Below are 12,839 nucleotides of genomic sequence, written 5' to 3' on the forward strand. Positions count from 1 at the left end.
AATACTTTTTTTGTTTAATTTATGCCCTCTTTAGATTTAAAAAATAAACAGTGTTAGAAAAAATTTGGGCAGGCATATTGCCAATATAGTTTAGCAAATTATTGTGGAAAAGTCTATCCCCTTTAATTATTATCGTTTAATTGTAACAGATCCTCTTTTACCGACTTTAATATCCCACATCGCCGGCGTCCGGGGCCATTTTGGAACTTCTAACTTATATTTCCAGTCTTTAATCACTTGACCATTTACTTCAACACTGCCTTGTTCAATTAATCTTCTGGCTTCACTTTTACTTGAGGCCTCTTTTATCATTACTAAAATATCGATTAATTTATCTTCTAAATCATTTTTTTCCAACTTAACAACCTTCTCACTTTTACATGCAATGAAGTTGGCCTCCGCTTCTTGAGCCGATTTTTCGTCGTGATACAATTTTGTAATTTCAAAAGCAAGACGCATTTTAATATCTCGCGGATTAACTGATTTTTGAACAAGCTGATCTTTTATTTTATTTATTTCTTCAAGACTCATTAATGTGCAATCAATAAAAAGTTGAACAATATTTTCATCTGGCTGTTTCATTATTCCTCTAAACATATCCCCTCCTGACATATCCAAAAAGATCCCCGTTCCCTGACTTTTTGACATCATTTTTTCTTTTGTAATCGGATTTTCAAGCAAGGTGGTGATAAATACAAACTTTTCTTTATTTTTATATCTTTGCACTAAAGTTCTTCCTGCCAAGGCGTTGAATTTTTGATCATTGCCGCACATTTCAACGTCCACATCAAGGTGCACGCTGTCAAAACCCTGCATCAGCGGATAAAAAAATTCATGCAAATAAATCGGTTTTTCTTCTTTCAATCTTTTGGCAAACATATCTCTTTCCAGCATTCTTTGAACCGTAAAATTAGACGCCAATTTAATCACCTCTTCAAAAGACATTTTTGAGAACCAATCGTGATTATAAGCTATTTCCACCGGATTTTTCTTGTCATCAATGGCGATAATCGGTTTTAATTGTTTTAACCAAGTTTTCGTGTTTTTAACAACATCTTCCCGGGTCAATTGAACTCTGGTTGCTGATTTGTCCGTCGGATCGCCGATGCGAGCAGTAAAATCACCGATTAAAATAATTATTTTGTGCCCCAATTTTCTTAATTTTTCTAAAATTATATAATTTGTCGCGTGGCCGATATGCAAAGCCGGTCCGGTTGGATCCGCCCCGATATAAATTCTCAAAGGCTTGCCGGACAAAAGTTCTTTTTTCAACTTTTCTCTTGATGGCAAAATTTCAACCACGCTTCGGCTTAAAATTTCATCTATTAATTTTTCGTCAATAATGATTTTCATAAAATCTATTTTAACACAGCAAAACAAAAATACAAGCCGAAAATGTGCATGCTGTAAGTTTGGTCATATTGTTGAAACGATCCCGTTAGGCGGGACGAAGCGGGGAGCGAGACTGCGCGAGGAATTTTAAATTTTTATGGGTTGAAAAATATATTTTTTGTGTTATAATCTTTGGTATGCCTATTTCCGGATTAACAGTAAAAAAACAACCTACTTATTGGCGATCTCAGTCAATAAAAAAAACTCCCAAAAAACCAAAAAGAAAAGTTTTGAGAGTTTCTTTTATTATAATAATTTTCTTTATTTTATTTTTGGGAGTAACTATATTCGCGGGTTTGCTTTGGATCAGTAAAGATTTGCCAAACCCGAATAAATTATCAGAAAGAAATATTGCCCAAAGCACAAAAATTTACGATCGAACCGGCAAGGTTGTGCTTTATGAAATATTTACCAACCAAAGAAGAACATTGGTGAAACTCTCCGATATTCCGCGAGATGTATCTTCGGCAACCATAGTGGCGGAAGATAAAGATTTTTTCAACCATTCCGGTTTTCAATTAAAATCTATTGCCAGAGCTGTAATTATTAATATTCTAAGAGGGGGTAAAGTCCAGGGCGGTTCCACTTTAACCCAGCAATTGGTTAAAAATGCTTTTTTATCGCCGGAGAAAAGTTATATTCGTAAAATCAAAGAAATATTTTTGTCTTATCAAATTGAACAAAAATATACCAAAGAAGAAATTCTCCAAATGTATTTTAATGAAATACCTTATGGCTCAAACGCTTATGGCGTGGAGGCGGCCAGTCAAATTTATTTTGGAAAATCAGTTAGGGATTTAGCCTTGGATGAAGCTGCGCTTTTAGCCGCGTTACCTAAGGCCCCTACTTATTATTCTCCAGACGGCAATCATCGTGAAGAATTAATAGCCAGAAAAAATTATATTTTAGATTTAATGGTTGAAGGAGGATATATTTCTCCTGAATCAAATCAAAAAGCCAAAAATATTAACACTTTGGAAAAAATTATTTCCCGCCGAGAGAATATCATTGCTCCTCACTTTGTAATGTATGTCAAAGAATTATTAACTGATAAATACGGACAGCGATTAGTGGAAGAAGGGGGTCTTAAAGTTATTACCACTTTAGATGCGGATAAACAAAAAATCGCCGAAGAATCTATTGAAAAATTTGCCGAGAAAAATGAAAAAACTTACGGCGCAACCAATGCCGCTCTGGTAAGCATGGATGTTAAAACCGGACAAATTTTAGCCATGGTCGGGTCAAAAGATTTTTTCAACAATTCAATTGACGGACAAGTTAATGTTGCTCTCCGCTCTCGCCAACCCGGCTCTTCTTTTAAACCAATTGTTTATGCCGAGGCTTTTGAAAATGGATTTACACCCGAGACGATTGTTTTTGACACTGAAACAAATTTCGGTTCTTCCGGAATAGGGCAGAAAGATTATATTCCTCAAAATTACAATAAAAAATTTAACGGACCCGTGACAATGCGTAAAGCCCTGGCCGGTTCTTTAAATATTCCCGGCGTTAAAACTCTTTATTTGGCAGGAGTAGACAATGTTTTGGATTTGGCCAGCCGAATGGGTTATACCACTTTAACCGACCGAAGCCGCTACGGACTTTCATTGGTTTTAGGCGGCGGTGAAGTTGAATTATTAGAACATGTTTCGGCTTTTGGAATTTTTGCCAGAGAAGGCAAAAAAATTCCCAATGTCGCAATTTTAAAGGTGGAAGACAATGAAGGGGAAACTTTAGAAATGAATGATTCTCATCTTTTCTTGCCTCAAGAAGTTCTCTCTCAACAATCCGCTGATTATATTAATGATATTCTTTCTGATAATAAAGCGCGAAGTTATGTTTTTGGCGAACAAAATTATTTTACTCTGCCTGATCGTCCGGTCGCGGCCAAAAGCGGCACCACAAATGATTTTAAAGATGCTTGGACGATCGGTTATACTCCTTCACTTGTCACCGGCGTCTGGGTTGGCAATAGCCGTAATACAGTAATGAAAGAAAAAGCGGATGGAGGAACAATTGCCGCGCCAATTTGGCAAAATTTTATGAAAGAAGCGCTGAAAAATACTTCTCCGGAAAATTTCATTCCGCCTCAACCGATTTCTACGGACAAATCCATTCTTAAAGGAGAACTGCCCAACGAAGTTACTGTAAAAATAGACAAAGCTTCAGGCAAACTTGCCACAGACTTAACCCCGGCTTCTTATGTTGTAGAAAAAACCTTTAAAGGATATCACGATATTCTTTATTATGTCGATAAAAATAATCCTCAAGGACCGGCTCTCCAAAATCCGGCTGATGATCCTCAATACAGTCGCTGGGAGGAAGGAATCCAAAAATGGCTAACAGAAGAAGCAAAAACGCAAAAAAATCCTTCATTAATTGCCGAATTAGCACCAACCGCTTATGATGATTTGCATGTTCCGGCCAATCAACCCAATGTTTCCATTATTTGGCCTAACACCGGTGCCATCAGTGGAGATAAAACTTTAGAAGTTAAACTCGGAGCTTCAGCGCCGCGAGGAATTAAAAAAATAATTTGCTCAGTTGACAATATACCATTAACCACCGCTTATTATTATCCTTATAAATGCGAATTGAATCTTATCGGTCTTAACCCGGGACAACACAAGGTTAGCGCCACAGCCTATGATGATATTGATAATTCAAAAACTGAAGAAATTTTAATTACGACTACCCAATTTTTTGAGAAAAAAATAACCTGGATTTCTCCGGAAAATAATAAAATATTATGGCAATCAAATTTTCCCGTAACCCTTTCCGTTTTGGCTCCGATTGTTAATATAAATAATATTAAATTTTTCGCTCAAAATTTGGAAACCAATCAAATATTTTTAATCAGCACTATTTTTACACCTGAAACCAATGGTCAATTTGATTTAACCTGGCCAAGCGCCCAACCCGGGAAATATAAACTTTGGGTTGAAGCCGTTGATACTTCTTTAAATTCAATCCCGGCTGATGAAATAAATATTGAAGTGAAATAAAAAATCTTTCTAATAAAAATACCGAGCGTTATTTTAAACGCTCGGTTTTCTTTTTAACAAAAATCATTTTGCGCAAGTCGGCGCCCCCCAACCCTGACCATGTGAAACGCTTAAAACAACTTGGCCCAGTCTGTTCTTTAACAATCTTGGGAATTTTCCTTGACAAATAGAGTTGGTAAGAATTAGAGTATTTAACCCCTTTAAAATACTTGGGTCTTGGATAAACATTGCCAGTCCTTCGGTCGGCGTCAAGCCTCTTTTGTTTTCCGATAAAACAAAATTTTCTTTAGCCATTTTATCCAATGAAATTTCGCGAAAATCATCTGTGCCGTCTTTTGCTTTATACAACCAGTACGGTTTATCTGAAGGAGATGAGGTAAGATTTTTAAGAAATTCCAATTCTAATATAATCTTGCCGCCAATCAATTGAATTTGTTTTTCAAAAGAAATAATATTTTCCGGAAAAACCAAGACTACGTTTTCTCTCTCAAGGGGAATAGGCACTATTTCTATAATTTTTTTAAGAGATAACTTAGCTTTTTCCAAAAGACCGATTTCAATCCATCGTCCCAATTGAACAGCTTTGGTTTTTTCCGGCGATAAAATACTTAAAACTTCCTGACACAAGACCGTTAGAGGATTATGCTCTTTGGGACTATAGATAATTTTTGATTTTTTATCATACCCGGGCAGTCCTGTTTTTAAAAAAACATCTCTTACTAATCTTAAATTCTCCAATCCTTTTTCGTTAAAAAGGCTCATTTTTTCCTCCTTTGGCCTTTTAGGCCTTTGCCCATTTTTGGGCGCTTGTAAAGAACTTTTTAGAAAAAATTTAATTATTTTTTTCTATCACAATCATTATTTTGGGGCCATTTAAAATTTCTGTTGCCTTTTCATCTTTTGATAAGTCCTCATTTTCTCCTAAAGAAAATGGCCAGTCGTGAATTGAGTTCCAAAAATTATTATAAAAATAAGAAAAATTTTCACCATGCTTGGTGCCCGGATCATTAGTAATGATTTTTTTGTCATCATATCCTTTAACCACTAGAATATGATAAACTGGCCCCGGTTGCTGATAATGAGGATTTTCGAGTAATCGTCCGGCCGTTGGCACAATCACTAAATTGCCTTGACTAAGCTGATATTTTATATCGTCAATATTTTTAATTGGAGTGAGATATATTTTTTCAAAACCGAAATACTGTTGAGCCATTTTAATAATATTTTCCGCGCTTAAATCATAATGTCCGCCAAAATTATCTATTTGCCAACCGACTGAAGATAGAATTTCTTGATCTGCCGCAGTTGGAGACAATTTTTGATTATTCAACCAATATTTGGCTATGATTAAGGCTGTTTCCTCACAAGCTTCATTATGCAAATCATCCCATTTGCCAAAAGGAGCTTGAGAAACAAAAGGCACGGATAAATTAACGCTTGATTTTATTTCTCGAGTTTCCGGAAGTGTTTTATTATCTTCAACCAGGGGTTGAATCTCTTTGTTTATTGTTTTACTCTGTCCCGGAACAGATTGATTAATATTTATTTTTTCAGTTTGATTTGTTTGGGCCGGCACTACTTCTTTTTTTGACAAATCTTTGGGCGAAAATAACCAAAAATCAAAAACAAAAACCGTGGCAATGGTTACGAAAATAATAATTATTTTTTGAGCAATTCTTCTATTATTTTTTGCCATATTGGGTTTTATAATATTTTAAATATTCGCCGGTTTTGATTCTTTGCCACCAATTTTTATTATTTTTATACCAATAAACGGTTATTTTTATTGCCTCGCTGAATTTATATTCGGGCTTCCAGCCCAATTTTTTTATTTTTGACGAATCTATGGCATAACGGCGATCATGAGCCAAACGATCTTTGACATATTCAATGGACGACTCGTTTTTACCCAATATCTTAAAAATATTTTTAGTGATTTCAATATTTTCTTTCTCTGAATTTGCACCAATATTGTAAATCTCTCCAATTTTTCCTTTGTGTAGAACCAAATCAATGGCCCTGGAATTATCTAAAACATAAAGCCAATCACGCACTTGTTTGCCATCGCCGTAAATCGGCACTTTTTTGCCTTCCAATAAATTAGTGACAAAAAGCGGAATTAATTTTTCCGGATATTGAAATGGACCATAATTATTCGAACTGCGAGTGATTAAAACCGGCAAATTATAAGTTTTAAAATAAGATAAGGCCAATAATTCCGCCGCCGCCTTTGAAGCGGAATAAGGACTGGAAGGATCTAAAATATCTGTTTCTTTAAATTTGCCCTTTAAAATAGAGCCATAAACTTCATCCGTGCTGATTTGAATAAATCTGCTGATTTTATATTTTCTTGAAGCTTCAAGTAGAATTTGAACGCCCAAAATATTGGTTTTAATGAATTCTTCTGCGTCTAAAATAGAGCGATCAACATGAGTCATGGCGGCAAAATTTATAATTGCATCCGGTTTTTCATTTTTTAATAAATTATCAACTAAATCTTTGTCGCCGATATCACCTTTGATAAATTTATAATGCGAATTCTTCTCAATATCTTTTAAATTTTCCAAATTGCCGCAATAATTTAATTTATCCAAATTAACTATCTGATAATTTTTATATTTTTTTAAAATATAATGGATAAAATTACTTCCTATAAAACCGGCTCCGCCGGTAATTAAAATTTTTTTCATAAATATAAAATTATTTAACCCGCGCCCTAAATCCGAAGCATGTTTAGAGATTTTAATTAATTTAATTCGCGGAAACGCCTACGTCCAAATAAAACTTGGATTGCGGCTTATTTTAATTTTAGATTAATTTTATTTAAAGATTTAGAGCGGGGTTCTCAAAATTCTAATCAAAAATTCTTCAGTTATTAGCTTCGAATTTTTGAAGAATTTTGGAATACCCAAAATTTATTTAAATAGAAACGGATAAACATAACAACCAAGGCGCTGATTGCCTTGCCCAAAAGATCATATAAATTTATTTTTTCCACTAAAAATCCGAATAAATATTGATAAATTATCAAACCGAATATGGCGACAAACCAAAATTTCAGATACTGTTTTAAAATTTTTGTTTCTTCATTTCTGAATGTCCATTTTTTATTCATGGTGAAATTAACCGTTGCCCCAACAACTGTGCCAAAAAAATTGGCCCAAAGATAATGAATTCTAAAAAATGGAAAAAGACGAGTTAAAAAAATATAAACGGCGAAATCTAAAATCGTACAGATCCCGCCGGTAATAAAAAACTTAATAAACTGTCTGAGATGAGGATATTTTTGAATAATTGAAAGATTTCTTATTTTTTCAATAATTCTTTTCATTTATTTCAAATATTCTGCTTTATTTTTATTATGTTCTTCAATTGTTTGACTGAAAATAATCTTTCCTTCAGGAGTGGAAAGAAAACAACAATAGTCACTGTCTAGAGGGTAAATTGTCGCCCTGATTGACGAAAGACCCGGATTATTAATCGGTCCGGGGGGTAAACCGCGGTGGAGATAGGTATTATAAGGCGAGGGAGTACGGGTATCTTCAAAACTTAAACGCGCTTTTGGTGCTCCTAAAATATAATTTATTGTAGCGCAAGATTCTAATGCCCAGCTCTCTTTCAATCTTTTCCAAAAAATATCCGCCACCAATCTTCTGTCTTGGTCCAAAGCTGCTTCTTTCTCCACAATAGAAGACATGGTTATAACTTCAAAAATGGTTTTATTTGATTTTTTAATGTCAGCCCTTAATTGGTCGTCCATTTTTTTGCCGAAATTATCCAGCATTTTTCTGATAATGGCATCAGAGGTGGTATCTTTAAAAAATTTGTAAGTGTCCGGGAAAAGATAACCTTCCAAATTATTACTTTCCGGCTGGCTGGCCAAAAAATCATAAGTAGAATACAAAGTTTGATCTTGGCTCATTTTTTCCAAAGCAGTCAAAAAATCAGTTTGAGAAACTAATCCTGCTTTTTCTAAAACAGAGCCGATTTCTTTATTGGTTAAACCTTCAATAATAGTAACTGTTTTTTCTTGAGCTATTGCCCGGCTGGTTAAAGATTTAATCAAATCATTCAAGGTCATTCCCTTATTTAGAGAATATTCTCCGGCTAAAAATTTATTGCGAGTGTTGGTTAAAAAAGCGTACAATTCAAATAATTTAACATTACTGATAATGCCTTTGTCTTTTAATTTGGCGGCAATATCATTAAGTCCTTCTCCTTTTTCAACAACAAAAGTTTGAATTTGGCTTTCTGTGACCGCAGGTTTTGAATGATTAAAACAAAAATACAAACCAATGGCTACAACAACAAAAACCAAATAACCGATGATAATTCCTTTTTTTTCCATACAAAAAAATAATTAAAGTCCCAATTTTTTATATATTTCTTTAATTGATTCTTTTAATTTTTCTTTATCAGGAGTTTCTTTTCTCAAACGGCTTTTTTCTTTGCGAATAAATTTGCAAAGACTGTAGGACAAACGTGGTTTAGTCATAAAATCATATAAGTTATTATTATGTTTTTATTATAGCAAAAATGAAATAATCCGCAAGTCAGTCATATAAATCAAAATGGGTTGTTATTTAACAACCCATTTTTTATTTTTCAGTCTTTTTTATCAATCATTTTGCGTAGTAACTCTAAATTTTTGGCAGTTATTCTTTCCCCGTTTTTTTCTGCATATATAGAATTTAATTCTTTCATTGTTGTACTCAATCCGGTTCTTGTTATTACCCACCCCCTGTATGGATATTCTGACTGCCAAATTCTGCATTCTTCTACAATATATTGATTTCCTTCACCCGTAGCGCAATCATCTCCGTCACTATTTTTTCCTCTTATTGTATATTTCGTCCCGTCGGGAATTTTCATAATTACCAAACTTGCATTAATACCATTCGCTTTTTCTCCTAATTCTTCTATTACTTGAATTAAGGCGGGGTCTGTTCTCCCAATTGAAGAAAAATAAAAACGTTTCCCGTCCTTAATATAGTTGCCTTCTCTAAGGTTAATTTTAAACCCCTTTAACTTGGCGAATTTCTTTATCGCCTCGTGAGACAGACAAAATTCACAACAAGATGCATTAAGCACTATTTTCATCTTTCCTCCTTTTTTTTAAATTACATTAGTATTTATTTAAACAAATTTTTTGATTTTTGTCAACCCCCACACCAAATGACGATGTAGTATCTAGAAAATAACAATTTATTAAATTCATTTATCTTTTTATAAAATTATTTTATCTCTAAATCTTAAAGTCACAAAAAATAAATTTATCGTCATTCTGGTGTGAAGGTCAAGGCTGTCTATTTTTAATAGACAAACAAAATAAAAAATGCTATAATACCCTACATTATATAAACAACTAAATAATTTATGGGCAGGATTGAACAATCTGGAGAAAATTATTCTATATTTTCAAATCAAGAAGAAATAGGAAAAAAACAAAATAATAAAGAAAATCCAATTAGCCAAAACCAAGAGGGGCAAATTTTTGGTTCTTTGTCTCATTCACAAGAAATTAACAATCAAAGGGATGAGCAACAAGAATTAATGGATAATTTTGATGAAATTTTAAAAGAACCCCGCGAGGTTTTAAATGAGTTGGGAAAATTAGTGAAAAAATATGAGCAAAAATCGGTTCCTGAACTGCTTTGGAATATCTACAAGGCCCTTAATGAAGATATTAAATCAAAACGACTGGATCAAGCTGAAAATTTAATTGAACCGTTAAAAGAATTAAGACTCCATATATTTACTAAAGAAAATTTTAAAAATATAATTCTCTCTGGAGCGAAAGAAAATCATTTAATTCATTTGTCCTCTTCAAAGGCGTTTGATCGTCAGGCGCGCGAAAAAGCTCAACAGGAAGGGAGACCATTAGTCCAACCCGCTCAACAGTTTGAATTTTATTATCACCATTGGGAGGCAGACCCTGAGACTCACAAACCCGTCCTTCAAATAGACCAATATCAATTCAGCGGTGACCCGAGTTCAGGGGCAGCCAAATCAATTTTTTATGAACTTTCCGAGTACGCCAGATTAATCGAGCCTTTGGAAAAAATTTCTTATTTAAGAGAACAATATCGCGAGAAAAAAATTTTTCAAGAAGCCAAAGAAAAACTTTCAAGCAGCGGCGCTTTTTAATAATTATTCTTTAAAAAAAAATATAACTTTATGATCTTAAATAATCAAAATTTTCAAGAAGAAGTCTTAGAATCAAAATTGCCCGTTTTGGTGGATTTTTTCAGCACTTGGTGTCCTCCTTGCCAAATGCTTGCTCCAATTATTGAAAAATTATCCCAAGAAATGGAAGGAAAAATAAAAATCGGCAAATTTAATATTGAGGAGAGCGTAGAATTGACTCAAAAATATAATATCGGTTCTGTCCCAACTTTAATTTTTTTTAAAAATGGGGAAGAAATAAAAAGATTAAGAGGACCTCAAAGCAAAGAAAATTTACAACAAGAAATTGATTCAATTTTATGATTTACGACTCAATCATTGTCGGCGCCGGACCGGCCGGATTATCCGCTTCTATTTACGCCTCTCGCGCCGGACTTAAACATTTATTGATCGGCCAAATGGAGCAAGGACTGACTGCTACCATTTTTTCCATTGAAAATTATCCCGGTTTTGAAAATATCTCCGGACCGGAATTAATGCAAAAATTTTTAAATCAAACCAAAAAATACAACGCTGAAATTTTGTCAGATGAAGTTGTTAATATCAAAAAAGAAGAAGAAATCTTTAAAATCAAAACCAAAAATAACAAAAATTTTGAATCAAAAACAATAATTTTGGCTTATGGCAATCAGCGCCGAAAATTAAACGTGCCGGGGGAACAAGAATTTAACGGCAAGGGAGTAAGTTACTGCGCTGTTTGCGACGGTCCTTTATATAAAAATAAAACAGTGGCAGTGGTTGGTGGCGGGAATTCAGCTCTTTCCAGCGCCATTTTTTTAGCCAAACAAGCGGCTAAGGTTTATTTGATCAGCATTTATGAACAATTTAAGGGCCAAAATATTTTACAAGAACAAATCCAGCAAGAGAAAAAAATCACTTCTATTGTTAATCATTCAATCAAAGAAATCAGAGGCAAAGATATGGTTCAGGAGATTCTTTTAAACACTCCTTCGAAAGAAACAGAAATTTTAAAAATTGACGGTGTGTTTGTGGAAATCGGCTATGAACCGAACAAAAACTTATCTTTATTTGACATCTCAGCTAATCCGGAAAAAAATAAAGCCGGTTATATTAAAACCGACTACTTAACGCGCACTGATATTCCGGGCATGTTTGCCGCCGGTGATATTACCGGCGAAAAAGATAAACTGCGGCAAGTTGTCACCGCTAGCGCCGAAGGATCTATCGCCGCGATTGCCGCTTTTCGTTTTTGCCAAAATTGTCAAAATTTTTAGATTCGCCAGCTGGCGAAGAAGAAAATTTTATTACAATTTTGAGCACCCCCTCCTTTACTCCATTGAAAGTCTTTCTTTTTATATTATTACATAAGCGAAGCGGCTTCGCCTTTTATTTTAACGATTATCGAAAACTTATCGTTGAGATAAAGGAGGGGGTTTTATTTTGTTCCTGAATTTTTCTGCGCTAAATAGCTTGAAAATTCAGACAAAATCAAAATTATCAATCCTCCGGAAATCATCAAATCAGCCAGATTGACAACTGAAAAATAAAAAATATTTAAATAGTCTATCACCGCCTTATATTCCAATCTGTCCAAAAGATTTGAAATTGCTCCGGCAAAAATCAGACTAAAAGCTAAAACCTTAAGGATATTATTGGTTCTGTAACTTTTGATTAAATTATCCACCAACCACCAAAAAATAATGATTAATAAAAAATAAAAAAGTATTCCGTTAAAAGGAATACTCAAGGCCAAATTCGGGTTCTTAAATAAAGAAAAATTAAAAAACGAATTACCAATAGTCCTGTCCAAAAGGGCTATTTTTTTAAATAACCGGTCTAAAATAAAAAAAAATAAAACCAATATATTAATTAATATTAATTTATTTTTCATTTTAAAAAATATTATTTATGACAATCAAGACAATGCTTGGCTTGAGGCAAAGCTTCGAGTCTTTTTGGGTTAATGGGTTGACCACACTTTTCACAAAGCCCATATTTACCCTTCTCAATTTTTTTTAAAGCAGCCTCAATATTATTCAGAGAAGTTTCAAGATTGTCTTCCAGAGAAAGAGTATCGATAAAAGTCGCCACTTCATCGGCGTTTTCGTCCTCAGAATCACCATATTCCGGGAATTTAGCTTCATAACCATTTTGATTGCGAGAGCTTTTATTGGCGATTTCTTCCAATTGTTTTTTTAATTCACTTCTTTGTTTTAAGAGGTCTTCCTTTCTTGAAGCTAAAAAGTTTTTCAACATATTTTTTCAAAAATTAAAGTTGTTAAATTTTATCTCTTA

General features: G+C 33.8%; 14 protein-coding genes. 4 read left to right on the top strand and 10 right to left on the bottom strand.

Features of this window, described 5'->3' with window-relative positions; genetic code table 11:
• Positions 1-129: 129 nt before the first annotated feature.
• Complete coding sequence (gene tyrS, locus PHF10_00545; protein ID MDD5534228.1) at positions 130-1,353, bottom strand: tyrosine--tRNA ligase; 1,224 nt, start codon at positions 1,351-1,353, stop codon at positions 130-132.
• A 176-nt stretch (positions 1,354-1,529) separates the two neighbouring features.
• On the opposite strand from tyrS, the gene PHF10_00550 reads away from it, so the two are divergent.
• Positions 1,530-4,397, top strand: coding sequence for a PBP1A family penicillin-binding protein (locus PHF10_00550; protein MDD5534229.1), 2,868 nt, complete (start codon positions 1,530-1,532; stop codon positions 4,395-4,397).
• A gap of 63 nt (positions 4,398-4,460) precedes the next feature.
• Here PHF10_00550 and PHF10_00555 read toward each other — a convergent pair whose 3' ends face one another.
• The 7 genes from PHF10_00555 to PHF10_00585 all read right to left on the bottom strand — a co-directional run bounded on the left by PHF10_00555 (position 4,461) and on the right by PHF10_00585 (position 9,497).
• Complete coding sequence (locus tag PHF10_00555) at positions 4,461-5,159, bottom strand: hypothetical protein (protein ID MDD5534230.1); 699 nt, start codon at positions 5,157-5,159, stop codon at positions 4,461-4,463.
• Positions 5,160-5,229: 70 nt separating this feature from the next.
• Entirely contained in the window at positions 5,230-6,093 is an 864-nt protein-coding gene (locus PHF10_00560; GenBank protein MDD5534231.1) for a C39 family peptidase, read from the bottom strand.
• A complete protein-coding gene (rfbB, locus tag PHF10_00565; protein ID MDD5534232.1) occupies positions 6,080-7,087 on the bottom strand; it encodes a dTDP-glucose 4,6-dehydratase in 1,008 nt (335 codons plus the stop codon). The genes PHF10_00560 and rfbB overlap by 14 nt, the downstream gene beginning before the upstream one ends.
• A 185-nt stretch (positions 7,088-7,272) precedes the next feature.
• Positions 7,273-7,728: a GtrA family protein gene (locus tag PHF10_00570; protein ID MDD5534233.1), complete on the bottom strand. Its 456-nt coding sequence runs from the start codon at positions 7,726-7,728 to the stop codon at positions 7,273-7,275.
• Positions 7,729-8,745, bottom strand: a complete 1,017-nt coding sequence (gene mltG, locus PHF10_00575) for an endolytic transglycosylase MltG (protein ID MDD5534234.1) — start codon at positions 8,743-8,745, stop codon at positions 7,729-7,731.
• Positions 8,746-8,757: 12 nt separating this feature from the next.
• Positions 8,758-8,892, bottom strand: a complete 135-nt coding sequence (locus PHF10_00580) for a hypothetical protein (protein MDD5534235.1) — start codon at positions 8,890-8,892, stop codon at positions 8,758-8,760.
• A 110-nt stretch (positions 8,893-9,002) separates the two neighbouring features.
• A complete protein-coding gene (locus tag PHF10_00585) occupies positions 9,003-9,497 on the bottom strand; it encodes a hypothetical protein (GenBank protein ID MDD5534236.1) in 495 nt (164 codons plus the stop codon).
• A gap of 276 nt (positions 9,498-9,773) precedes the next feature.
• Here PHF10_00585 and PHF10_00590 point away from each other — a divergent pair, with 276 nt between their 5' ends.
• The 3 genes from PHF10_00590 to PHF10_00600 are packed head-to-tail and all read left to right on the top strand — an operon-like array spanning position 9,774 to position 11,818.
• Positions 9,774-10,544, top strand: a complete 771-nt coding sequence (locus PHF10_00590; protein MDD5534237.1) for a hypothetical protein — start codon at positions 9,774-9,776, stop codon at positions 10,542-10,544.
• 30 nt (positions 10,545-10,574) lie between these two features.
• Positions 10,575-10,886 (top strand): thioredoxin, encoded by a 312-nt coding sequence (gene trxA / locus PHF10_00595; protein ID MDD5534238.1) that lies wholly within the window; start codon positions 10,575-10,577, stop codon positions 10,884-10,886.
• Positions 10,883-11,818, top strand: a complete 936-nt coding sequence (locus PHF10_00600) for an FAD-dependent oxidoreductase (protein ID MDD5534239.1) — start codon at positions 10,883-10,885, stop codon at positions 11,816-11,818. Before trxA ends, PHF10_00600 begins: the two co-directional genes overlap by 4 nt.
• A gap of 161 nt (positions 11,819-11,979) precedes the next feature.
• Here PHF10_00600 and PHF10_00605 read toward each other — a convergent pair whose 3' ends face one another.
• On the bottom strand, positions 11,980-12,435 hold the full coding sequence (locus PHF10_00605; GenBank protein MDD5534240.1) for a signal peptidase II: 456 nt from the start codon (positions 12,433-12,435) through the stop codon (positions 11,980-11,982).
• 11 nt (positions 12,436-12,446) lie between these two features.
• On the bottom strand, positions 12,447-12,800 hold the full coding sequence (locus PHF10_00610) for a TraR/DksA C4-type zinc finger protein (protein MDD5534241.1): 354 nt from the start codon (positions 12,798-12,800) through the stop codon (positions 12,447-12,449).
• Between the last annotated feature and the right edge of the window lie 39 nt (positions 12,801-12,839).

This window comes from Patescibacteria group bacterium (genome assembly GCA_028716665.1).
In the GTDB taxonomy this organism is placed as follows: Bacteria; Patescibacteriota; Patescibacteriia; order UBA2591; family JAQUPP01; genus JAQUPP01.